The organism is Pantoea sp. B550, from assembly GCF_024158165.1.
Taxonomy (GTDB): domain Bacteria; phylum Pseudomonadota; class Gammaproteobacteria; order Enterobacterales; family Enterobacteriaceae; genus Pantoea; species Pantoea alfalfae.
The window spans coordinates 356,291-379,449 of record NZ_JAMYXI010000001.1 but is presented as its reverse complement, the minus strand read 5'-3'; the positions used below and the strand labels follow the sequence as shown (position 1 = coordinate 379,449).

The window sequence follows — 23,159 nt, the reverse complement described above, 5'->3', positions numbered from 1 at the left end:
TTGGCCGTTATAAAATATTTCCGGGCAGACTCTCCGGCGCATTCTCGCATTGCACTTCAGGTGACAGGCATGTTTACAACACACTTAAAACTTAAAAATACCGGCTGGGAAGAGTGCACCCTTTCTGCTTATGCTCAGCTTTACACTGCATTTGGGGGAAGCGTATGCACCCATCCCCGTGTTCTCGCCTATCTTTCTGAGCGTGAAGGCGTCTGTATTCAGTACTATATAAAAAGGCGACATGGACAACCCATTGCTGGGGTATTTTCAATTAATGGCTCTCTGGAATATAAAAAATCAAAGCTTCCCTTTGTTTTTGATGATTTAATCCTCCCGATTAAATCGGGTGAGAAAATTATCCTCCCTTTTAAAACCAAACGGTTATCGCCCCATTCTCAGGGCGTAATTTTTAACAGCATCCGTCACAACCTGTTTAAGAAAAAAATAGCTCACATCAAGTCCGACTTTTCCATGAAAACCGCTAAGAAGCGTACCGGAGAGGTACGGCGATTCAGAAAAGCGGGTGGAACAGTCGAAGATGTCTCCTCTTTTTCCCCTGCTGAATTGTCGGCTATTTATCAGCACCTGTTCGATTTGCGGTGGCAAAACACCCTTAAGTGTACTGACACCAGCATCCTGACTGAGACGTTCACTACGTTCAGAGATATGATTTTCGGCAAAGTCTTATTCATCAATGACTCACCCTGCGCTTTTGACCTCAATTATAAAGTTGAATGCCCATCATGGTTTTATTTCGAGGACGTTAATGGCGGAATTGACCCGCAGTTTAAATCGATGGGGGTGGGTTCTGTCTTACTCTGGGAAAACATTCAGCACGCCAGAGCGTTAGCGGCGTCATCGGATAAGAAATTTATTTTTTCTCTGGGGGCTTACAACCCAGGCTGGCATTATAAAAAACAGTGGTGCGATATTATGCCCTCAGGCCGTACGCTATTCTGAAGCGAGATCCTTTTAGGTGATTGCATTGCAAACTGAATTTCATCCCGGCAATGCAATCATCTTTTAAACGTTAAATAATTTAGCGTCTACACACAATCTCAACACACCCTCAACTGAGAATAAACGCGTGTCCGATAACATGGGTTATCACTTTTAGAGACGAGAAATCCATGTTATCCCGCAAACTTTTTTCGCTGCCTTTACTTTTGGTTGCCCTGATTGCCGCGCTGACGGGCTGCGATGAAAAAGCGATTATGGAAACTGAAGCCCCTGCTCCTCAGGTTGCCATTGAGGTGATCCAGCCACAGGTTTTATCGGTCAGCGAGACGCTTCCAGGTCGCGTTAATGCGCTGCACACTGCAGAAATACGGCCGCAGGTCAGCGGTATTATTCAGCGCCGGCTGTTTGAACAGGGCGCAGACATTAAAAAAGGCATGCCACTCTTCCAGATTAACGCGGCGCCTTTTGAAGCGGAAGTTGCCAGTGCTCAGGCCGGTTTACTGCGTGCCAAAGCCGGCAATGACAAAGCCCAGCAGCAGGCTGCGCGTCTGCGACCACTAATGAAAACGGGCGCAGTGAGCCGTCAGAGCTTTGATGAAGCCATTGCGAATACCCGCCAGACGGCGGCAGATGTCGCGCAGGCCAGCGCTGCGCTCAGGCGCAAAGCGCTTGATCTGAGTTTTGCCACCGTTGAAGCACCGATATCCGGACGTATTGATCAGGCTCTGATTTCCGAAGGGGCGTATGTGACAGCCAGTGATAGCACCCCGCTGGCTCGCATCTACCAGACAGACCCTATTTATGTGGACGTCCACCAGCCCGCTGACGTTTACCACCAGCTGCGCCAGCAGGCAGTGAGTCAGCAGAATGCCGCTACAGGCGTGCCGGTAAAGATTTTGTTACCCGGTGGCGCTGTCTATCACCAGCCAGGCAGGATCCTGTTCTCCGGCATGAGCGTCGATCCCGCAACGGGTGACGTTATGGTGCGCATTGAAGTGAGTAATCCTGACCGCGAACTCCTGCCCGGCATGTTTGTTCGGGTTGAGATCCTGCGTCAGCACTATGACGATGCGCTGCTGGTTCCCCAGCAGGCTGTATCACTTCAGGAGGGTCACGCTGCGCTTTGGGTAGTTGACGACAGGCAACAGGCCCGTCAGGTCAACGTGCACGTCGGGGAATTAATCCATGGCGCCTATCGCATTGCCGAAGGATTACCTGCCGGCAGCCGTGTTGTTGTCCAGGGCATGGATAAGCTCAGCAACGGCACCCAAGTCGCGGCAGTGATTTCAACTGCCTCCCCTGCAAATCTGACCATGAAGGCCGGAGAGTAATATGGCTGAGTTTTTCATCAGGCGCCCGGTTTTCGCCTGGGTTGTCGCCTTGTTCATCATTCTGTTCGGGATCATTGCGATCCCCAAACTGCCGGTGGCCCGTTACCCCTCGGTTGCACCACCGAATGTCACCATCACCGCGACCTGGGCAGGCGCTTCGCCGCAGACGATGAACGACACCGTCGTCAGCCTGATTGAGCGCGAACTCTCCAGCGTCAAGAATCTGCTCTATTTTGAATCATCCACGGACACCTCGGGTCAGGCGACCATTACGGTCACATTCAAACCAGGCACAGATGCCGAACTGGCTCAGGTTGATGTACAGAACCGCATCAAGACGGTGGAATCCCGCCTGCCGCAGACGGTGCGGCAGAATGGGCTTCAGGTTGAATCGGCTGACACCGGCTTCCTGATGATTGTCAGTCTGACCTCCAAAGCCGGGAAAAAAGACAGTGAAGCGTTAAGTGACTACATGGCCAGAAATGTGGTTGAAGAACTGCGCAGACTGCCTGGCGTAGGACGGGTTCAGCTGTTCGGCGCGGAAAGCGCGCTACGCGTCTGGATCGATCCCGCCAGACTGCTTTCACTCAACCTGACGATGAACGACATTTCTGCCGCCATCACTCAGCAGAATGCCCAAATCGCCCCGGGACGGGTCGGTGACGAGCCCGCGTTGCCCGGTCAGATGGTTACCCTTCCCTTAACGGTGGAGGGTCAGCTAACCACGCCTGAGCAGTTCGGCCGCATTGTGCTGCGCGCGAATCAGGATGGCTCCAGCGTCAAGCTCTCTGACGTGGCAAGAGTGGAGACCGGTTCTCAGAGTTACAGCATGCTGATGCGTGAAAATGGTCAGAACTCAACGGGTGCAGCGATTATGCTGGCGCCCGGTGCCAACGCGGTAAAGACCGCAGAGGCGGTGTCGACCCGGATGAAAGAACTGAGTCTGTCGATGCCGGAGGATATTCGTTACGCGCTCCCTTTCAATACCGCACCCTTCGTAAAGCTCTCAATCGGGAAGGTGATCCACACCCTTCTCGAAGCGATGGTGCTGGTATTCGTGGTGATGTATCTGTTTTTACAGAACATCCGCTATACCTTCATACCCGCCATTGTCGCGCCGATTGCCTTATTGGGCACGCTATCCGTCATGCTGCTCGCTGGCTTCTCCGTCAATGTTCTCACGATGTTTGGACTGGTGCTCGCCATCGGCCTCATCGTTGATGATGCGATTGTCGTGGTTGAAAACGTTGAGCGCATCATGCGTGAGGAGAACCTCAACCCCCGCGAGGCGACCTCAAAAGCGATGCGCGAAATAACGGGTGCCATCACCGGCATTACGCTGGTGCTCACGGCGGTCTTTATCCCCATGGGATTCGTCAGCGGTTCAGTCGGCATTATCTACCGTCAGTTTGCCCTCTCAATGGCGACCGCAATTCTGTTTTCCGCATTGCTGGCGCTGACACTGACCCCCGCACTCTGCGCCACGCTGCTTAAAATGCCTTCCGATCATGCCCGGCGCGGTTTTTTCGGCATGTTCAACCGCGGCTTTGATCGACTGACTAGCCGCTATTCCGGCTGGACAGCCATTACCCTGAAACGCTCCGGCCGAATGATGCTGTTGTTTATTGCACTGTGCGCAGGAACCGGACTGGCATTCAGTCAGCTATCTTCCGCTTTTCTCCCCGAAGAAGATCAGGGCTACTTCATGACGGCGTTTCAGCTTCCAGCGGAGGCAACGCAGCAGCGGACACTGGCTGTGGTGAAAAAATATGAAGATGCCCTGAGTTCGCGTCCCGCCATCGCAACTAATCAATCCATCATTGGCTTTGGCTTTTCCGGCGCTGGGGCAAACACCGCACTGGCTTTCACCGTCCTGAAAGAGGGCAAGGAACGCGGTGATAACACCACCCGGGGGGAAGTTGAATTTGTCGGGCAGGCGATGCGCGACTCACCGGAAGGCACCATCATGACGATGATGCCCCCGGCTATCGAGGAGTTGGGAAACTCTTCAGGCTTTACGCTGAGGCTGGAGGATCGCGCGAATCAGGGTTATGCAGCGCTGGAAGCTGCACAGACTAAGCTTTTGCAGCTTGCCGCTAAAAGCAGCAAAGTCACGCAGGTTTATCCTGACGGCTTGCCGCCGGGAACGACTGTCCGGCTGAATATCGATCGTGAAAAGGCCAATGCCATGGGTGTCTCGTTCACCAGCATCAGCGACACGCTCTCCGCTGCGATGGGTTCGCTCTACGTCAACGATTACCCCAATAAAGGTCGAATGCAGCAGGTGATTATTCAGGCTGAGGCGAAAGATCGTATGCAGATTGATGACATCCTCAATTTGTATGTCCGAAGCAGTGAAAACCGGATGGTCGCGATGAAAGCCTTCGTTACACCGGTATGGTCATCCGCGCCTCTCCAGCAGGTCCGCTATCAGGGTTATCCCGCGATGAGGCTCTCAGGCAGTGCTGCGCCGGGTGTTTCCAGTGGTGATGCTATGAAAGAGATGGAAGCGCTGGCAAAACAGTTGCCGCCGGGTTTCGCGGTTGAATGGACCGGCCAGTCGTTGCAGGAACAGCAGTCTGCTGCACAGGCACCTATGCTGATGGTGCTCTCCATCCTGGTGATCTTCCTGGTGTTAGCTGCGCTCTATGAGAGCTGGGCCATTCCGCTCTCCGTATTGATGGTGATTCCTTTGGGGATCGCGGGCGCTGTCGCTGCCGTGATGATTCGCGGATTGCCTGATGACGTGTTCTTCAAGGTCGGGTTGATTACTGTTATCGGGCTATCGGCCAGGAACGCCGTGCTGATTATTGAATTTGCCAGACAGTTATACCAGGAGGGCAAGAGCCTGCGGGAAGCAGCAATCACCGCGGCCAGAATGCGTCTGCGTCCGATTATCATGACGTCAATGGCTTTCGGATTGGGCGTCGTCCCGTTAATCATTGCCTCCGGACCCGCCAGTGAAACCCAGCATGCTATCGGCACCGGGGTTTTTGGCGGCATCATCAGTGCTACGATTCTGGCCGTTATTTTTATACCGCTGTTTTTTGTCATCGTGATGACTCTGCGAAATAAGCTGATCACTCATGAAAAATGATATGCAAACTGCGCTTCAAGCGGGTATCTCGTCTGAATTATTGTTTCACAGACCTGATATCATGATGGCAACGGCTGTAACACAATAGCGTTTATAGCGCACCCGGCGGCGCTCTTCAGAATAAGCGCTGAGCCGCCGTCCGGGCCGATTCAGATCGATGACAGGATAAGGATGAATAGCAGCGTGATTTTAATCGTCGAAGATGATGTCGAAATAGCCGCCATATTAACCGCCTATCTGCAGAATGCAGGTTTCACGGTGAGCCATGCGGAAAACGGAGCGTTAGCATTAGCGTTTTGTGCAACATCCTCACCTGATTTGATCGTACTGGATGTCCGTATGCCGATTATGGACGGCTGGCAGGTCCTGGCCGAAGTGCGTCGCCGGGGAAATATCCCGGTTATTATGCTCACGGCTAATGACGATGATGTGGATAAACTTTCTGCATTACGCATCGGAGCCGATGATTACGTCGTTAAGCCGTTTAATCCTGCTGAGGTGGTGGCACGAGTTCAGGCCGTGTTAAGACGTACCCAGGTTATCACACGCTCGAAAGATATTTACTCGACCCGATCGCTTTCCATTAACCTACAGCAGCACAGCGTTGTTGTTAAACCTGACGGGGTGGATATTGCCTCACGCCTGACAACAACCGAGTTCAGGCTAATCACCCAGTTCGTGCGCGAACCCAGCCGGGTATTTAGCCGGGATGAACTGCTGGAAGCGTGTTTTCCGGAAGGTGACACATTACCGCGAACTGTTGACAGCCATATCAGTAAATTACGCAAGAAACTCGATGATGCGGGTGCGTCAGGACTGCTGCAGAATGTGAGAGGCTTCGGATATCGCCTGGGAGAGAGTAAATGAAGCAACGTGGTCTTAGCGGGCAACTGAACTGGCTCATCGTCAAAGTCACGATCTACTCTTTTCTGACCTCCTTTGCCACCTATTCACTTTACCCGACCGTTATCGGATTATTTTCAGGTCAGCTGTTGCCACTCGACTTAGACATGGGGACAACCGGCGACTGGATTACCACGCTGGTGTCGACGCTGTTAACGATAGCCGTCTCGGTGTTTTTTTCTGCCCGCTTTGCGCGCCAGATGATCGTTCCGCTGGAGTCGCTGACTCACAGTGCAAAACGCGTGGCTGAAGGGGATTTAAGCGCGCGAGCCAGTCAAGGTGCCATAGAAATTGGCGAGATTAATGCGCTGGTCAAAGACTTCAACCGCATGGCGGAAACACTGGAAACCCTGTCAAATGATAGCCGGACCTGGAACGCCGCTATCGCTCATGAGTTAAGAACCCCGGTGACGATATTGCGTGGGAGACTTCAAGGCTTAGCGGACGGCATATTTGCGCCCGATCATAAGCTCTTCGTTAATCTGATTCATCAGACTGATGGTCTGACGCGGTTAATTGAGGATCTCAGAACCCTGAGTCTGGCGCAGTCGGGACATCTGCATATTCACTATGAGCGCGTGAATATCAAAAGAGAGATTGAATCGTTAGCTGAACTGGTGAAAGAGGATTTCAAAGCCAGTCACCACTCACTCGTGCTGAAAGTGAATCCGGCTATTATTGAATGCGATGCTTTACGCTTCCGACAGGTGATGCTGGCCTTTCTGGAAAATGCCCGCCGCTATTCCATCCCGGGCGTTGTCATGATTTCCTGTGAGCAGGATGCAGCAGGCGTCGCTGTGCACATAGACGATGAGGGGCCGGGAATCGATCAGGATTTTGCCAGGACGATATGGGATGCGTTTGTGCGCACCGATGATTCCCGTTCACGCCTGAGTGGCGGGACAGGCTTGGGTCTGGCGGTTGTAAAAGCCATCGTGCTGGCCCATGGTGGAAAAGTCTGCTGCGAAAAAAACAAATTAAACGGTACGCGATTCTCTTTCTGGCTGCCCGATGCTAAAACAAGTCAACCTGTGCTCAACCCCGTCATCTTGTCCTGATGCGCATCATTTCTCGCTTATATCCCATCTGAAAATGATGCCAGCCTGACTTCATGATTAATAATGCATCACCTGCATTTGTCATTGCCCTGGTCATTGCCCTAAAAGCGTAACGACAGGTAACTAACTTCGTGATTCGTGTATCCTGGCGAGCGTAACATCTCAAAGCCTGGCTATGCTCAGCGGAGTTCAACCTGCAACTATGACTATCAGGATATAAAAAGATGAAAAAATTATCAGTTATTGTTATGGCTACCGGTCTGTTTTTGTCTGTGAATTTACAGGCTAACGCCGAAGGATGTCTGAAAGGCGCCGCAGTCGGCGGCGTGGCAGGTCATGTTGCTCATCATCATGGTGTTGCCGGGGCCGCAGCCGGTTGCGCAGTCGGTCACCATATGGCGAAGAAAAAACAGAAAGAGGCCGAGAAAAATCAGCCGGCGCAGAATTAAGCTGAGCTTTGGTTCTGATGTAAAATAGCTGATTGCCGGACACGCTGTTGTCCGGCAATCGCGTAAGACTAATTTTTTTATAAAATAGCAGATAAGAGGTTTGACAGTTTGCGGGATATTATCTTTCAGATTTATCAGGTGTAAAAGGAGCCACGTTGACCGGCAATATTCTTTTTATACTGACTCGTTAAAAAATAACAGTAGCAGACTTAAACCATAACCGGCTATTCAGGTATGTTCTTAGCTGACTATTACGTTATTTCCTTCCCTGAGATGTATTCGCTCGACGGCCTAAGCGTCGTGGCTATTACGCCACTCTTCAATTCGCTCCTTTGAGACTTCTTTTTTATAACAAATCGGTGCATATCCGCCCTGCTTGCTCCATGCGCTGCGCCTGCCACAGCTACTGCCGTTACGTGCGGAGTTAAAGGGGCATGCACAAACACCCGGGTATGAGTCGATTGAATCCTCTATGATGAGCTGGCGAATCTGATCATCGGTTTGCTTAAATGTTTTACCTTCAGATGCGCTAACCCAAAAAATCATCATGCCCATACACAGAGAAAAGACGATTTTTCTGTTATTCATGATTTCCTCCAGAAGTGAGGAGGTTACGTTAACGCAGAATAAAATCGGGCGATCCTCTGAATAAAAGGCTAAAGATTGTCAACTCGGAGGGATGTTCTTCGCCCGGGGGGAAAGTGACTGATTTTACTGAACCAGGCCAATACGTCTTCTGAGAAAATTTGCTGAATCAGACATAAGCCGCCGCCGGGCGGCAGCGGGGAAATAATTATAAAGGCATTACTTTCTGCACCTCATGCTGAAAAACGTAGGGATCGGAGAGCAGTTCAAACTGCTCATCATCCGGATATGTCACGGCAATCTGATACTTTTCGCCTGCAAAGGCTTTAATCGCCTCGACGTTTTCCCAGTATGTAGCAAGAAAAAAATGCTCCCATTCACCCTGCGTTTCCCTGCGCACGCAGGCTCCCAGATTTCCTGGTGTCCCTTCTGAATGTTCGACACCGGTCTTTTGCAGGTGAGCCGCAAAGCCCTCCGCATGCCTGAGCGGTACGCATCCGTGCCATGTTCTGACAATCATTTCGCTCTCCTCATGTTGTGGAACGATATAAAACATAAAAAAAGTTTATGCTCTTTGTCTATGGTAAGAGCAACATGATAATCTTTAACCGCAAAATAATTTCGCCTGATCCATGCCCCACCTTACTACCTGCAGGTTCAGAGAATGTGCCAGTCGCGGCGTTAATCTCGTGACTCGTACTGCTTAAAACTGACTCATGGAGAGAGTTACAGATGAATTCCTGTTCGACACCTCGTCTGGCGCTGATAATCACCAGTGCTTTGGGCTGCATATTTACTTTTTTTGTGTGGCTCAATGAAATCGACCGCACTACCTTTCTGGCACAACCCGTACTTAAAGCACTATGGTGCGCCGTTCTCCCTCTGGGACTGTCCGTTTTTTTGATCATAAAAAAATGGGGTAAGGGGGAGCCTGTGAAAGGCATGATGAATAACATCAAACTTTTCGCAGGTGCCGTTCTGATGGTTATCTTTTTAGGTTACATGCTGCTCACCACCCTAATCTGGCTACTTCCGGGTACCATCAGCACCTATACGGCATATAGCGAGTTTTCGGCTGGCAGTCGTAACAGCTGTTCTGGCGTAGATGTTAACGATCCAGATCTGCAAAGACGGATTAAAGTGTGCGAACCTGCGGGAAATTATTTTGGTGGAGGAATGCTTAGTGTTACCAAACGTAGTAATGCGGCAGGCATGACCATTGTTAACTCAGTTCTTAAAGATTGAGACGCAATCCGTCTCTATTCCTCGCCCCGAAAAGACGACCGCAGGCGGGTAAATCGGGCCAGATAATTTTCACTACAGTACTAAATTTGGCAGGCTGCTAAACCCTGTTTACAGACGTCTGACTTACTTCCAGGCGATATAGCCGCCTGGAACGCTCCTGAAAGCACGGCATTATGTATGATGTAACTAATTTCAATGGCTGACCCAGCGCGATTAGTTCAGCATTTCGGGAGAATCCCTGTCCTTTATAAAAGCAATCTTAATCGGGTAAACGGAGGCAACCAATATCTCCCATAGTCCTGATCACATCCGCACGCTTAAATGTTTAATTCTGATTTTAAAAAATGATGTATTCAATGACTGCAATATTTACCACAGCCATCAGCACGATTAATTCTGCTTTGTACCCGATATCTTCAGCTGCGCCCTGGCATTATAGAAACGTCGATAGGATAACCAGACGGCGATGATGGTTGACAGGCTGGCGGTGCCTATCAGCATGAACGTCACCATAATCTGATACTTAATCGCCTTGAGCGGATCGATTCCGGCGAAAATCAGTCCGGACATCATGCCGGGCAGGCTGACCAGTCCGACGGTTTTGGCTGCATCCACTGTCGGGATCATCGCTGTGCGAATGCTGTCAGCAATAATCCGGCCTGAGGCGAGCTTCACCGATGCACCCAGGCTCAACATCTCCATAATTTTCTGGTGGTTGTCACTGAAGCGCTGATTCAGGTTGCTGAAACAGAGCCCCACTGCAACCATGGCATTCCCGGCGATCATGCCTGTAATGGGAATGACCTGCATCGGCACAAACGCTATCGCGCCGCTCAGTACCAGAATCGTCAGTGTTATGACGGTGCCGCTGAAGATTGAAACAAGCGCTATCGCAAACGCGTTATCAATATTCTGACTGCGTTTGCGGGCGTTAATCGCGGCATTCACGCAGATAAACAGCACCATCAATACTGTCAGCCAGCGGTTATTGACATCAAAAATCGACTTCAGCACAAAGCCGACGATGACCAGCTGAACAATCGCCCGACAAACACTCCAGACAATATCTTTGCCCATGCCAAGTTTTTCTTTCTGGCTGATCAACAGCGCGATGACGACCAGCGTCAGTGACAGCAACAGCGAAGTGTCACTGATATTATGCTGATTCACGCTCGTTTTCCTTCTCTGACGGTTCAAGGCGCAGCACGTGCCCGGCCTGCTGAATATCGCTGACATCATGACTGATCCGTACCACGGCCACCTTTTCTTCAGCTACGATCCGGTTAATCAGTGAAAGTACAGCCAGCCTGTTCTCCTCATCAAGGGCGCTGGTCACTTCATCCAGTAACAGTACGTCAGGCATAAACTGCAGATTGCGGAGCAGTCCGACACGCTGCTTTTCTCCGCCTGAAAGTTGTTCAACCGATTTTTCCAGCATGTCAGGCGAAAGTTTAACGCTTTCCAGCGCAGCAACGAGCTTGTCCCGCTGTGGATTCTGACGGCGAATCTCCCAGGGCAGCGCAAGATTGTCATAAACTGTCTGGCCGAACAGTTGTGGCGTCTGAAAACAGTACGAAACCTGCTGACGATAGGTCTCGGCTTTTAGCGTGGTGATGTCACTGTTCCTGAAAAGGATTTGACCTGTCGTTGGGGTAATAAGTGAAGCAAGGATTTTCAGAAGCGTGCTTTTTCCGCTGCCGGATGGACCGGTCAGTAACACATAATCGCCCTGATTTAACTGTAAAGATACCGGTCGCAGTAACTGGCGGTCCCCAACCGAAAAAGTCACATCCTGCACAGCCAGCAGGGGCAAAGCTCTGTCCATATTTACGCCTCGGGGCCTGACAAAATTCAGAATGACTGGAGTTTAGTATCCGTAAAAAGCGGGCGTTATGACTCACAGACTGATTACCGGTAGTGTACTTCCCTGCCCTTAAACACAACCGGAATAGCGCATCAGGGGCATCTACTGAGAGGAAAAGCATAGGGCATTACGCTGCGGCTGCTCATCTTTTGATGAACAATTGTGACCGGCCATGTTGCAGCCGGTCAAAACTGGAAGCGTGACAGACATGCCAGGCGAGACTTATTTTTTTTCCCAGCTTGTTGAAACCGGATTGGTTACGCTGTTTTTTTCCTGCGTATAGGTGCCGTTCTGCTGCGCGATAGCCTCGCCGGTATCCACAATCGCGTTCTGAATAAAAACGTTCTGCTTTTCATTTCTGATAAAGGTTAACTGGTGAAAGGCCGTTTTATTGCCCCAGTCGGATGAAGGCAGTGAGATAAAGCGTACGGTGAAGGTTTCATCCTCAAACCTGCCCTGCATGACATAAACGCCGTAATGGTTTTCACCCTGAGAAATGATCTTATAGGTGCCGTTATCGTAGTAATAAATCTCCGCATCCGGAAATGGTTTTTTGTCATACATTTTTCGATAGTGCAGAACCTGTTTGATGGTGGGCTGACCAAAGCTGACGGAAAGCTTGTTACCTTCTGCTGATGTCGTCAGACCTTTAGCGTGAGCACTGCTCATCAGCATTAACAGGCTTGTAGTGATCATGGCGGTGGCTTTCACTCTATTCCTCCTTATCGGATTTGGGGGCCAATAGCGTAAATCACCCACGAACTTACACGGCAGCGGGTGTCTGGTGAAGAGGCAGCTAACACCTTATTACACATTGTTATAATCACGACAGGTGACCAGATTATTTCAGAAGCTCACGTCGGATAAACGTTGCCCGGCTGTCGATTGATGACAACAGCCTAATTAAGCAAACTGGCACCGACATTGACCGATAAACCCAAAATAGCCAGGTTAAAAATAAATGAGATAACAGACTGCAATAACGTCAGCTTACGCATCTCTGTTGTTCCGGTGGCGACGTCCGCCGTTTGCGAGGCAACCGCAATGGTGAATGAAAAATAGAGAAAATCCCAGTAGCCAGGATTTTTTGTTTTATCCGGAAATCTCAGCGGACTCACGCTGTTATCCCGGTAAAGATAGTGCTGATGGGCATAATGCATCGCAAAGGCGCTGGGTAACATGGCCCAGGATGCAATCAGCGTCAGTGCCGTCAGCAATAAATGCAGCAGTCTCGGCGTGCCGGTGAGACCTTTAAGCGTGGGGAGTTCACTCAGTATGGCCACAATGCTGACGATACAGGCCACGATCACAATGCCCAGCACCAGTGCAGCACTCTGATCCTGCTGTTGAGCAATGCGCCTGATGCCCGTTGCATCGGTACGCAGCATGCGAAACCAGAGAATACCAAGATAGAGCCAGGCCCAGACATTCCAGCTAATCAGTAACCGCTGCATCTGCCCGGGATGATCAGAGAGCAGAAAATAACAGATCAGTCCGGCAGTGATGGAGATCAGCAGTCTCAAACGAGCATAAAGCGTGGAGGTTAAAGATGTCGGCATCGTAAAACCATGGTGGTTTAATCGGAGTGATAACAACTGTAGTTAAAATCAGGTGAAAATCCTGCACTAAGCATTAATTCTTACACTTTTAATGTACCGGTGTGGGTTCAATGCTGAATCATGAAAAGTGTCAAACAGGTCAGCGCAAAGTGTTATGCAGACAGTCGTCACCTGATGCTGAGATCAATAAATTATAACGTTGTCTCTGACGCGCTTTTTAAGCGACTCTTTCAGGCTATTTGCATAGTTACACAACAATTAATAATCCGGAATCAGTGAGTCAACTCGCAAATAAAATACTGAATGCTTTAACAGTCATCTCTGAAACATTATTTCTGTGAAGCCAGCTGGCTCAGCAGAAGCTATTAATATTTTCCTCTAATGGAAGTAAGTAAGAAATGGCGGGCTCAGGCGTACTGTTTCCTGATAATTCTGAAAGTCAGTGTAAGATGTTGGAAATATAGCGCTGTGATTAAGTATGAGTCTGATTTGCTGTATAATTACGTATTCGTTTACACAAACGCGTTCTCTGTACATAACGGTTTGTGTTTTAATCCTTGAAAGTTGATGAGGCTCTGAAATTTTATGGATGATGTTGATCTGGCCCAGGAGCGCGAAGAAGCGCATCTCGCCGCTTCTCTGGCAGCCCGTAAGACCAAACTTATAAGTCCCAACGGTTTATGCGTCTGGTGCAAAGATGAAGCTGTCGTGGCCGAAACGGCTTTTTGCTCAGCTGAATGCGACGAGGATTATCATAAGTATCGCCGTGAGCAGAGTCAGCGTATTAGCTGATATTCCTGAGTGAGACATGCTCAAATTAGCACTGATCACATCTCTGTCCTTAACCCGACAGGGTGCCTTGCCCGTTATCCGTAAGGTCATCGTTGTCATGTCAGGCTGCATGTTTTTGCCGTAACTGTCGGCAGGACCTTTTCAGAGGGCAGAAAAGAGACCGGTGTTGATGCTAATTCCCGGTGGTGAAGGCATGCAGACACTGCATGCCTCACTGATTACTAACTCAGGTATTGATTGAAGAAGTCGGTCATCTTCGCAAATGGAATTTTACCCATACGATCGTATAAATCGACATGCGTTGCATCCTTCACGATCAGCAGTTCTTTTGGCCTGCGTAACACCGCCTGTAACACTTTCCGGCCGGGGATCCGGACAAAAACAAAATGTCTGTAACACGGAAGAACTTAACCGGCAGGGACTGAATCGAGAGCGGCCTGCAGCCGGTCAGCGCTTGCCTGCTCGTCATTCTCCATAAAGAAAGCCACCAGTTCAGCAAGCTGAGACGGCGTGACTCCGACATTCATGCTCATATTCAGGTGCGCTTTCAGCTGCGGCTCAGTGCCGGACATGGCGGCCAGCATCCCTATGGTAGCCAGCTCGCGGCTTTTCCAGTCCAGGTCGTCGCGACTGAAAATATCACCGAAAAGATACGTCTTCAGATACGCGTCGGCAGCCGGAGCAAACCCGAACAGGGGGCCGCTGACCGCCTTTCCAGCCAGCGCAGCGCACAGCACGACAACGGAGCAGAGACCCCGTTTCATCAGGTTACGTTCATGACCTGTCTGCTGAGGCGTACTGCTCATCCGTGACCTGCTCCATCCAGTCAACGACCTTGCCGTCCTGGGCTTCGGCGATGGCAATATGGGTCATGGCAGTCTCCGGTGCGGCCCCGTGCCAGTGCTTAACGCCGGTCGGTATCCACACCACGTCGCCGGGCCGGATTTCACGCACGGGACCACCCCACTCCTGCACCAGGCCAGCACCAGCCGTCACGATCAGCGTCTGACCAAGCGGATGCGTATGCCAGGCCGTGCGGGCAGAAGGCTCGAACGTCACGGTAGCCCCGCCGATACGCGCAGGCTCAGTGCCCTGAAAAGGTGAATCGATACGAACCGTTCCGGTGAAATAGTCTGGCGAACCTTTTACGGAGGGTTTTGCTCCGCTTTGCATAATCGTAATCATCGGGGTGATCTCCTTTGCGTAGGTGACTGAAACAGACAGTGCCAGGGACACTGCAGCATTGGCAAGTCTCTTCATGCAGGCTCCGTTTTCCAGAGCTGGAAAAGCCGGACGCGGACATCACGCCCGGCACTTTTTAAGTGTAGGCCTGGCAGGATTGGTTGATAAGCCAGGTAAAACTGAATGCTTATGTGCAGGGCATGCAACAATGACAGCTGAAATCCTGACCGCGCACGATCACGCTATTGATTCCATTCTCTGGCCCCGACTAAAGCCTCTGCTGAAACGCTTTCCGGACATTCAGATAGAACTGAGTGTCGATTATTCGCTGACGGATATTGTGGCAGCAGTTTGATGCCGGCATCCGACCGCGTGATGCTCCAGCAGCGAGCTGCATAATCTGATGACAGCCTCTGCGGTGATCACCGCATGCGCCGTCTGTACGGCGGATTCACTGATGATTTGCACTTTATTCTGCACATTCAGCGCAGCCAGTGCCTGCGGCAATAAACCAGCAGCCAGTGCGGGCGTCGCAGCAATGCTGAGTGGACGATGCTGCTGATGCGCGATCGCCTGTGCGCGTAAGCGAATCTGGTGCAATGACAGCCGCGCTTTCTGCACATACTGATGCAGTTGCAACGCCTCTTCTGACGGATGGATACGCGGGCCATTGCGAATAAACAGCGGATAACCCAGCGACTGCTCTAATTCCTGAATCAGGCGAGAGACGGCGGGCTGCGAGCGGTTCCGTGCTTTGGCCGCCGCAGTGACGCTGTCCGCAGAAATTACGGCCGGGAAGGCTTCCAGCTGACGCAGATCGAGGTCATTTAATAAGGTCATAGCAAGAGTACTTCCCTAAGTCATTGATTGTTCCCGATAATCACCCGGGAAAATCCATCATAAAGAGAGTCAGGCAAACCAGCCACAGTGAAAAATCGCGAAGCCCCTGGCATTAATGACGGCAGAACGTGACCGTCGGGTGGCCTTGCGTCTCCTGACTCCCGCCCGTTTTTACATTCCAGATCGCGACACGCTAATCCAATGAGCTCAGTGGCATTTTCAGTCCAGGCTAGAATTCAATAGGTAAGCGTCAGCATAAAACCGAGTTAACGGCGCGACTCATCATAAAGAGGACGGAAATATGAAATTCGGTGTGATATTTGAAGATACTGGCGTCGAAGAGGAACATGATTTTGATTCCAAACCTGTTGCCGGCGATTTAGTGACGTTAACGCGTGACGGGGTTGGCAAAGATTATATTGTTATCATTGAGCCTGACCCGGACCACACCCATGATGACGGGCGTGACGGGCATCCAACAAAGGCCAGAGTCCGGCCCGCTTAGCGCACGGTAAGATGCTTTTAACCGCCCTCTGAGGCGGTTTTTAGCCTGCTTGCATGGAATAAGGACGACTTGCTTACCTTAGCGGCTTTAGCGCTACATCAGCACGATACCACAGCGTTTCAGAAGCAAAGCCCAGAGTGCGAAAAGCAGGAGAGTGATAGCGCAGGAGATGAGCAGCGTCAGCCAGAAGCCGGTGCGCTGATAGAGAAAAGGGAACAGAATAAACATGGGCAGTATCGGCACCACATACCAGAAGGTGTACCAGGCATGAGCACTAATTTTTGCCTGGGTCTGTCCTTCTACCTTCATCCAGATAAGCACCAGCACGGTAACCAGAGGTCAGGCCGCAAGTAAGCCGCCCAAGCGATCGCTACGTTTAGCCGCTTCTGAAATCAGCACGACCATAAAAGCCGTGATAGCATATTTCGATATCAGCCAGAGCCTGATTGTTCTCAATATTCCTGTTCATCCGACACCTGAGTGCCGGACCGTTTACAATCGTCCCGCTCCGGGATGTCAGCAGACGCAGTTACGGCATCATCCTGCGCAGCGTGTCATCTTTCAGAAAATAGTGATGGAACAGCGCCGCCAGCGCATGCAGACCGATTAACCAGTATCCCAGCGGGGCAAGAGTCTCGTGCCAGCCAATCAGCATACTGGCCGTGGCGGGATCGGGCGATGTCGCCACAGGCATATTGATCCCAAACAGGGCCCACTCTTTGCCACGCAGGTAACGCGAGCTCAGCCCGAGAATCGGTAAGACCACAAACAGCGCATAAATCAGTGTGTGCACCAGATGTGAAAGACCGATCTGCCAGCGTGCCACGGGCGGCGTAATCGGCGGCGTTACAGCACGGGTACGCAGCCAGAGGCGGGCTATCATCAGGATCATGACACAGAAGCCTGCGGAAAAGTGGGTGATCATCACTGCATTTCGCTGCCAGGTTCCCTTCTCTGCCATCCAGCGCAGTTCGATGGTGGCATAGGCGACGATAATCAGTAAAACCGTCAGCCAGTGGAAAAGAATTTGCGAACCCCGGTATTTCTTCAGCATAGATAAACTTCCGTCACTATTTTTTGCGTCACTATACCAGTTATTTATTAGATGTTTATTAAGCGATTACTGGCGCGTTATGACAGGCCACACGGCTTAATGATACAGGCTGATAAGGACCAATCTGCCTCAAACGCAACGCAGGATCAGCTACGTGCCACAGAGATAGCCTGTGGTTAAGAGTGCCTGCCGCTGACATATTGCCTGCGGCGCTCAGCATTCGATTTCCTCTTGTCCTGCAGACCCACTGAGCAAATTCATGCGTATGAATATCCCGTTAATCCCTAAGGCTAATCAGGCTTTTTAGTTCATTACGCCTTTAACATTCAGCGCTGCGGGTATAAGAAGTTTATGATTTAACACAGCGATAAATCTTAAACTTAACCTGATGTTCATCCTGTAAAATGGCGAAAGCATGCAGCTGACGCGCTGCGTGCCGCCATAAATACACTCCGCACTGGAACGATTAGCCCGCCCTGTGCGAATGTTTCTTTAAGTCAAATCCGCGCCCTGCCGCCATGACCCGCTTGCGCCTCGCTTAACTTTAGTACCAGCGTAAATAAGAGTAAAAATAACGCGCGTTACCGTAACCTTAGAACTCTACATTTCTCATGCAAAAACAGTAACTTCTCCTCTCATTAGAGTTCGCCTATGCTGGCTGCTCACGACATTTTGCGTCAGAGGGATTTGCTATGTTTAACGTACCCGCAACCTACAGTGCAGAGGCTGTTGAGTGCCTTTACGAAGTTATCGACATACTCAACCTGAACGGCGCACGATGCCACGTTATCTTTGATAGTCAGGCGTCCCGCGCCGCGGTGATCGAGGCAGATACAACAGAGCAACTTGGCGAAATGCGCTACCCTGTGCTGGCTGTGCTTGAGATGGAGCGCGTCACCAGCATTAATACCCTACTGCGTATTAAATCATTCTGGACCGATTCAGACGGTGCTCACCCTGAAATAGCGTCAGGCAGCCTGGCGAACGCGTTATATAAAGCGCTGACACTGAAAAAACATATTACGCTGGTGGGATTGTAAATCAGGCTAATAAGGAGCGCGCGCGTTGAGTTCCCCTGGAGCTCAGGCTGTTCAGACACGCGGCAAGAATGTCCTGGGCTGTTGAAGCACTGTGGGAAATATTCATAGAGGACCAAATCTGATCAGCAATGCTATCAGAGATAAATAAGTGCAAATAAACACGGGAACCGCAAACAAACACGATATGCGCGCTTATTACAATCCGTTTTCCCCCATTTTACTGAAAGCGTTCTGAACTCGCGCGCATCATGATTTTTGGTTATAAAGAGTGATTAAGTTCTCGTCAGCACCAAAGGTGTACAGCTACGTTGGATGAAAAACTACCCGGCATGCTCAGCAGAAAACGTCAGGTAATTTTCGGGTGTAATCAGCTGATAAGGCACCCAGTTAAGCGTCTCAACTTTCTTCTTATCCAGCAGCGCTTTGGTCACCTGGACCGCACCTGTGGCCTGGCCTCTGGCATCCTGAAAAATAGTCAACGCCATCTTGCCGTTTTTAATGAACTGCTGACCGTCCGGTGTTCCGTCGATACCGGCCACGAGAATTTTTTCATTCTTCGCCTGGCTTAACGCCATGATGGCACCGATTGCCATCTCATCGTTATTTGCGGCGATGGCATCAATCGGACGCTGATTCAGCAGCCAGCCTGACACGACATCTACCGCTTCATTGCGCTGCCATTTCGCCGTCTGCTTCTCAATGACTTTCATGTTCTTATATTTGCTGATAACGGCTTCTACCGCGCGGGTACGTTCCCGAGCCTCTTCATTCGACAGCGCCCCCATAAGAATGGCCACATTGCCTTTGTAGTTCATTTTTTTTGCCAGTGCTTCCATCTGCATTTCGCCGCCCAGCGCCGAATCAGAGCCGACATACGCCATGTTTTCGGGCAATTTCACTTCCGGTTTTCGGTTCACAAAAACCAGCGGAATACCGGCCTTTTTTGCCGCATTAATCATCGGCAAGACGCCCTGGGTATCGACCGGATTAAGAATAATGGCGTCTACGCCTTGGTTGATAAAGTCATCTACCTGCTGCACCTGCAGCGCGACATCACCTTTGGCATCGACAAACTGGCTGTTGAGCTGGCTGGCTTTCAGCTCCTGTTGCATGCGGCTACGAAGTATAGAGACAAAGTTAAGGTCGAAGTTAGCCAGTGCGACGCCAACGGTAAGGGTTTTGGCGTTGCCACTGACACTAAACAGCAGGACGCATAGGCAAAGAAGGAGGTTTCTGATGTTCATAGTGTGTTCCTGTAGGGTTGAGGTTGTTATTGTTTTCATTAACTTTATTTTGCGTCGGGCAACAGGCAGATATCCGACGCACTGCGCTTACAACGTAAAGTGATCGCGGAACTGCTGGATAGCCGCTGTACTATCGCCACTGGCCCAGCCCTCCATAGCCACTGTGCCGCTGTAACCCATCTCCTGCAGCGTCCGGGCGATAGCACGGTAATTGATCTCCCCGGTGCCCGGCTGCTGGCGGCCAGGTACATCGGCAACCTGAATTTCTCCGATGGCGGAACCGCAGCGCCGCAGCAGTTCAATCAGATTGCCTTCGCCAATTTGCGCATGGTAGAGATCCAGATTCATCTTCAGCGCCGGGCTATTGACCGCCTCGACCAGCGCCAGCGTCTCAGACGCCAGGGCAAAGGGTGTGCCTGGATGATCGACCGGCAGGTTAAGGTTCTCGAGTGTGAAAACCCGTCCGGCTCGTTCGCCAAGAAGCGCAACCTGCCGCAGCGTATCGGCGGCCTTCAGCCACATTGCGCCGGTTACCGTTGTCACGGGTTTTACCGGCAGACCGCGATCGTCAAGCCCGGTGCCATGCAGATTCAGTACCGGACAGCCGAGACGTGCAGCTACGGCCAGCGACGCTTCAGCGCTTTGCAGCAGTTGCTGGATTTCCGTCTCATCCGTCAGATTACCGCTCAGATAACCGGTCATAGAGGTAAAGCGCGCACCGGTCGCGACCAGCGCATCGATATCCTTGCTGGCCCATCCCCAGATTTCGACGCCAAAACCCAGTTCGTGAATGCGTTTTACGCGCTCAACAAACGGCAGTTCCAGAAATACCATTTCAGCGCATACGGAAAGTTGATAAACGGCCATCAGCGAGCTCCCAGCTTAACCGGCAGGTTGCGCTGCACAGATTCGATACAGGCCAGCGCGATTTCCAGCGCGTTTCGCGCGTCTTCGCCGGTGGCGCGGGGCGTTTCACCGCTGCGGATACAGTGAGCAAACTCACTCATTTCTGCCACGTACGCTTCGCGCAGCAGATCTGAATCCAGTCTTGACGTATCGACCGAAATTCCGCTGGCGGTATAACGCACGCAGTGATTGGCATTGATGTGGCCCGCCTGAAGCATGCCTTTGCTGCCAAAAACCTCGCCACGCACGTCGTAGCCGTACACCGCCTGAAAGTTTGCCTCAGCAATCGCGATGGCGCCGTTGTCGAAGCGAATAGTGACAACCGAGGTATCCAGCAGGCCTTTATCTTTAAAGTCTGGCCGCACCAGTGCATCGGCCAGCGCATAGACTTCAACCGGCTTCGCGCCGTGATTGAAGTGCAGCAGGGTGTCAAAATCGTGAATGAGGGTTTCAAGGAAAATTGTCCACTGCGGAATCGGGGCGGGATCGTTCAGGCCCGGGTCACGGGTTACCGATCGGCTGAGCTGCGTCGTACCATTCTCGCCGTTTTTCACCGCCGCAATCGCCGCAGCAAAGCCGGAATCAAAGCGGCGATTAAAGCCTACCTGTAACACCACGCCGGCCTGTTTTGCCGCCGCGATAGCGCGATCGGCCTCCTCCAGCGTCACTGCCATTGGCTTTTCACAGAACACATGTTTGCCGGCATTAGCCGCAGCGATCACCCACTCTGCATGTGTCCGGGCAGGAGCCGCAATCGCGATAGCGTCAATTTCATCATCCTGCAGCAGCGCATGCAGATCGCTGTACGCTTTGCTGACCCCAAGCCGGCTGGCGAGCTTTTCCGCCGCGCCAGGAAACGGATCGGCCACGGCTGCCAGGGTGGCGCCAGGCACGCGCCAGGCCAGATTTTCGGCATGAAAACTGCCCATGCGGCCTGCGCCAATTAAACCCACACGCACTGTTTGATGGTTCATAAAAACTCCTTATTATTTCGCTTTAGCCCAGGCGGGCGAGGACGGGTGTTGATGAGATGGTTGCGCATCAGCGGCGAAACGACGGGATTTGGAGAGCATCAGCGGCTCAATATGCTCAAGCGAAACGCCGCGGGTTTCCGGTAAAAAACGACGGACAAACCAGAACGCGATAAGGCATCCCACCGCACACAGCATCAGCGGGAAGGCACCATGAAAGTGTTCCATCAGCACCCGGCTGCGGTTCATCATCGGGAAGCTTTGCGTAACGATAAAATTCGCGACGTACATTGAGGCAAACGCAAAGCCCATCGCTACGGCGCGGATACGATTAGGAAAGATTTCAGAGATCAACAGCCAGGCACCCAGGCTCCATGACAGGCCAAATATCAGCACAAAGGCTAACAGCCCCATCACTGGCAACATCCCTCCAGCATCGGCGATAAATGCCCAGGCGGTGAAGACCATAGAGAGCACACATCCCAGTGCCCCCCAGCGCAGCAGCAGCGTCCGGCCCAGACGATCGATGGTACTCAGACAAACGGCCACACCAGCCAGCAGCGCAAGTCCAGGGAAAATGCTGTGAAACAGGGAAGACTGGGTACTGCCGGTGATGTTTTGTAAGAGTGACGGCGCGTAATAGAGCAGGATGTTGATACCGGAGATCTGCTGCAAAATGGCAATGGCACAGCCAATCAGCAGGATATAGCGTGCCCGTGCATCCCGCAGAATGCCGGGCTGGCTGGCCCGGGCGTTGTCATGCTGATGTGACGTCAGGATCTCCTGTAACAGTCGCTCGGCGTGCCGGGCATTTGAAAGACGGGTCAGCACGTCGAGGGCGCGATTTTTTTTACCGTTCAGCGCCAGCCAGCGCGGCGACTCCGGCATAAATGGCACCAGCAGCAGGAATAGCGCACAGGGCACCACGCCGGAGGCCAGCATCCAGCGCCAGCCTTCACTGACAATCCACTGATGCGGCATACCGCGTGCAATCAGGTAATTCACGATATAGACCGTTACCTGTCCACCGACCATCAGCATCTGCTGCAGGCCGAGCATGCGGCCCCGCCAGTCTTTCGGTGAAACCTCCGCGATATAAAGCGGCGTAATCGCTGATGCCATCCCGACTGCCAGCCCACCTGTCAGCCGCCAGAGAACAAACCCGGTCAGAGAACTCGCCAGCGCAGCACCTACTGCGAAGAGCAAAAAAAGTATGGCGGTGAGGATCAGTGTTGATTTGCGGCCAATACGATCTGAAATGAAGCCCGCGCCCCATGCGCCAACGATGCAGCCAGTAATGACATTCGATACTGCCCAGCCACTCTCCCACGGGGTTAAGTACAGATGTTCTGTCAGCGGCTCGATAACGCCGGAGATAACGGAAGCGTCATAACCCAGAATGACGCCACTGAGTGAAGCAATGGCGCAGATAAACAGAATCAGCCGTAAATTATGTTTGCACATAACAACTTATTTCCCTTCGCTTGTTTGGTTCAGGTAACTGCATCCACAGTTGCAAAGGTGATGCCAACCGAAATCCGGGAAATTTTGTGAGCGCTGCCACAGCCCCACCT

Annotated in this window: 23 protein-coding genes and 4 pseudogenes; 11 read left to right on the top strand and 16 right to left on the bottom strand. The window is 51.6% G+C overall.

The features are described 5' to 3' along the window. Nucleotides 1-69 precede the first annotated feature (69 nt). The 6 genes from NIM72_RS01810 (at nt 70) to NIM72_RS01785 (ending at nt 7,798) form a co-directional block, all read left to right on the top strand. Nucleotides 70-960 (top strand): antimicrobial resistance protein Mig-14, encoded by an 891-nt coding sequence (locus NIM72_RS01810; RefSeq protein WP_253418118.1) that lies wholly within the window; start codon nt 70-72, stop codon nt 958-960. 170 nt (nt 961-1,130) lie between these two features. Continuing rightward, entirely contained in the window at nt 1,131-2,291 is a 1,161-nt protein-coding gene (locus NIM72_RS01805; RefSeq protein ID WP_253418116.1) for an efflux RND transporter periplasmic adaptor subunit, read from the top strand. Nucleotide 2,292: 1 nt separating this feature from the next. After that, nucleotides 2,293-5,388 carry a multidrug efflux RND transporter permease subunit gene (locus tag NIM72_RS01800; protein WP_253418114.1) on the top strand — a complete coding sequence of 1,032 codons (3,096 nt, stop codon included), beginning with the start codon at nt 2,293-2,295 and terminating at the stop codon, nt 5,386-5,388. A gap of 171 nt (nt 5,389-5,559) precedes the next feature. Next, complete coding sequence (locus NIM72_RS01795) at nt 5,560-6,255, top strand: response regulator (RefSeq protein ID WP_253418112.1); 696 nt, start codon at nt 5,560-5,562, stop codon at nt 6,253-6,255. Further along, complete coding sequence (locus NIM72_RS01790; RefSeq protein WP_161736934.1) at nt 6,252-7,349, top strand: ATP-binding protein; 1,098 nt, start codon at nt 6,252-6,254, stop codon at nt 7,347-7,349. Before NIM72_RS01795 ends, NIM72_RS01790 begins: the two co-directional genes overlap by 4 nt. A gap of 224 nt (nt 7,350-7,573) precedes the next feature. Further along, nucleotides 7,574-7,798: a hypothetical protein gene (locus tag NIM72_RS01785; protein WP_161736935.1), complete on the top strand. Its 225-nt coding sequence runs from the start codon at nt 7,574-7,576 to the stop codon at nt 7,796-7,798. A gap of 291 nt (nt 7,799-8,089) precedes the next feature. Here the strand turns inward: NIM72_RS01785 and NIM72_RS01780 are convergent, their stop codons facing one another. Both NIM72_RS01780 and NIM72_RS01775 read right to left on the bottom strand, forming a co-directional pair. Next, nucleotides 8,090-8,386 (bottom strand): hypothetical protein, encoded by a 297-nt coding sequence (locus NIM72_RS01780; RefSeq protein WP_371876258.1) that lies wholly within the window; start codon nt 8,384-8,386, stop codon nt 8,090-8,092. Nucleotides 8,387-8,591: 205 nt separating this feature from the next. Further along, on the bottom strand, nt 8,592-8,903 hold the full coding sequence (locus NIM72_RS01775) for an antibiotic biosynthesis monooxygenase (protein WP_253418110.1): 312 nt from the start codon (nt 8,901-8,903) through the stop codon (nt 8,592-8,594). A gap of 212 nt (nt 8,904-9,115) precedes the next feature. Here NIM72_RS01775 and NIM72_RS01770 point away from each other — a divergent pair, with 212 nt between their 5' ends. Then, nucleotides 9,116-9,628, top strand: a complete 513-nt coding sequence (locus NIM72_RS01770; RefSeq protein ID WP_253418108.1) for a hypothetical protein — start codon at nt 9,116-9,118, stop codon at nt 9,626-9,628. A 390-nt stretch (nt 9,629-10,018) separates the two neighbouring features. Here NIM72_RS01770 and fetB read toward each other — a convergent pair whose 3' ends face one another. The 4 genes from fetB to NIM72_RS01750 all read right to left on the bottom strand — a co-directional run bounded on the left by fetB (nt 10,019) and on the right by NIM72_RS01750 (nt 13,051). Continuing rightward, on the bottom strand, nt 10,019-10,798 hold the full coding sequence (gene fetB / locus NIM72_RS01765; RefSeq protein ID WP_161736938.1) for an iron export ABC transporter permease subunit FetB: 780 nt from the start codon (nt 10,796-10,798) through the stop codon (nt 10,019-10,021). Further along, nucleotides 10,785-11,453 carry an iron ABC transporter ATP-binding protein FetA gene (gene fetA / locus NIM72_RS01760; protein WP_161736939.1) on the bottom strand — a complete coding sequence of 223 codons (669 nt, stop codon included), beginning with the start codon at nt 11,451-11,453 and terminating at the stop codon, nt 10,785-10,787. The genes fetB and fetA overlap by 14 nt, the downstream gene beginning before the upstream one ends. A 261-nt stretch (nt 11,454-11,714) precedes the next feature. Beyond that, nucleotides 11,715-12,203, bottom strand: coding sequence for a hypothetical protein (locus tag NIM72_RS01755; RefSeq protein ID WP_222925787.1), 489 nt, complete (start codon nt 12,201-12,203; stop codon nt 11,715-11,717). Between the two features lie 188 nt (nt 12,204-12,391). Next, nucleotides 12,392-13,051: a DUF1345 domain-containing protein gene (locus NIM72_RS01750; RefSeq protein WP_161736497.1), complete on the bottom strand. Its 660-nt coding sequence runs from the start codon at nt 13,049-13,051 to the stop codon at nt 12,392-12,394. A 585-nt stretch (nt 13,052-13,636) separates the two neighbouring features. On the opposite strand from NIM72_RS01750, the gene NIM72_RS01745 reads away from it, so the two are divergent. Further along, nucleotides 13,637-13,843: a hypothetical protein gene (locus NIM72_RS01745; RefSeq protein WP_222925786.1), complete on the top strand. Its 207-nt coding sequence runs from the start codon at nt 13,637-13,639 to the stop codon at nt 13,841-13,843. A 221-nt stretch (nt 13,844-14,064) separates the two neighbouring features. Here the strand turns inward: NIM72_RS01745 and NIM72_RS01740 are convergent. The 3 genes and pseudogenes from NIM72_RS01740 to NIM72_RS01730 form a co-directional block, all read right to left on the bottom strand. Further along, nucleotides 14,065-14,178, bottom strand: a pseudogene (locus NIM72_RS01740) (alpha/beta hydrolase); the annotation flags it as partial. A 72-nt stretch (nt 14,179-14,250) separates the two neighbouring features. After that, nucleotides 14,251-14,649, bottom strand: a complete 399-nt coding sequence (locus NIM72_RS01735) for a carboxymuconolactone decarboxylase family protein (protein WP_253418106.1) — start codon at nt 14,647-14,649, stop codon at nt 14,251-14,253. Further along, a complete protein-coding gene (locus NIM72_RS01730) occupies nt 14,618-15,103 on the bottom strand; it encodes a cupin domain-containing protein (protein ID WP_253418104.1) in 486 nt (161 codons plus the stop codon). The genes NIM72_RS01735 and NIM72_RS01730 overlap by 32 nt, the downstream gene beginning before the upstream one ends. On the opposite strand from NIM72_RS01730, the pseudogene NIM72_RS01725 reads away from it, so the two are divergent. Next, a pseudogene (locus NIM72_RS01725) lies at nt 15,102-15,402 on the top strand (LysR family transcriptional regulator); the annotation flags it as partial. The gene NIM72_RS01730 and the pseudogene NIM72_RS01725 overlap by 2 nt on opposite strands. Here NIM72_RS01725 and NIM72_RS01720 read toward each other — a convergent pair. Next, nucleotides 15,392-15,865: pseudogene (locus tag NIM72_RS01720) on the bottom strand (LysR family transcriptional regulator); the annotation flags it as partial. The pseudogenes NIM72_RS01725 and NIM72_RS01720 overlap by 11 nt on opposite strands. A gap of 301 nt (nt 15,866-16,166) precedes the next feature. On the opposite strand from NIM72_RS01720, the gene NIM72_RS01715 reads away from it, so the two are divergent. Beyond that, nucleotides 16,167-16,370 (top strand): hypothetical protein, encoded by a 204-nt coding sequence (locus NIM72_RS01715; RefSeq protein WP_013196355.1) that lies wholly within the window; start codon nt 16,167-16,169, stop codon nt 16,368-16,370. A gap of 93 nt (nt 16,371-16,463) precedes the next feature. On the opposite strand, the pseudogene NIM72_RS01710 reads toward NIM72_RS01715, so the two are convergent. Both NIM72_RS01710 and cybB read right to left on the bottom strand, forming a co-directional pair. Next, a pseudogene (locus tag NIM72_RS01710) lies at nt 16,464-16,775 on the bottom strand (DUF3147 family protein). A gap of 124 nt (nt 16,776-16,899) precedes the next feature. Beyond that, nucleotides 16,900-17,424 (bottom strand): cytochrome b561, encoded by a 525-nt coding sequence (gene cybB / locus NIM72_RS01705; RefSeq protein WP_222925784.1) that lies wholly within the window; start codon nt 17,422-17,424, stop codon nt 16,900-16,902. 692 nt (nt 17,425-18,116) lie between these two features. On the opposite strand from cybB, the gene NIM72_RS01700 reads away from it, so the two are divergent. After that, nucleotides 18,117-18,464 (top strand): hypothetical protein, encoded by a 348-nt coding sequence (locus tag NIM72_RS01700; protein WP_161736492.1) that lies wholly within the window; start codon nt 18,117-18,119, stop codon nt 18,462-18,464. A 320-nt stretch (nt 18,465-18,784) separates the two neighbouring features. Here the strand turns inward: NIM72_RS01700 and NIM72_RS01695 are convergent, their stop codons facing one another. From NIM72_RS01695 to NIM72_RS01680, 4 genes are all read right to left on the bottom strand, one after another. Then, a complete protein-coding gene (locus NIM72_RS01695; protein WP_253418102.1) occupies nt 18,785-19,708 on the bottom strand; it encodes a substrate-binding domain-containing protein in 924 nt (307 codons plus the stop codon). 87 nt (nt 19,709-19,795) lie between these two features. Further along, nucleotides 19,796-20,575 carry a TIM barrel protein gene (locus NIM72_RS01690; protein WP_253418100.1) on the bottom strand — a complete coding sequence of 260 codons (780 nt, stop codon included), beginning with the start codon at nt 20,573-20,575 and terminating at the stop codon, nt 19,796-19,798. Continuing rightward, entirely contained in the window at nt 20,575-21,588 is a 1,014-nt protein-coding gene (locus NIM72_RS01685) for a Gfo/Idh/MocA family oxidoreductase (protein ID WP_161736489.1), read from the bottom strand. The genes NIM72_RS01690 and NIM72_RS01685 overlap by 1 nt, the downstream gene beginning before the upstream one ends. Nucleotides 21,589-21,600: 12 nt before the next feature. Continuing rightward, entirely contained in the window at nt 21,601-23,049 is a 1,449-nt protein-coding gene (locus tag NIM72_RS01680) for a sugar porter family MFS transporter (protein ID WP_253418098.1), read from the bottom strand. Nucleotides 23,050-23,159: the final 110 nt, after the last annotated feature.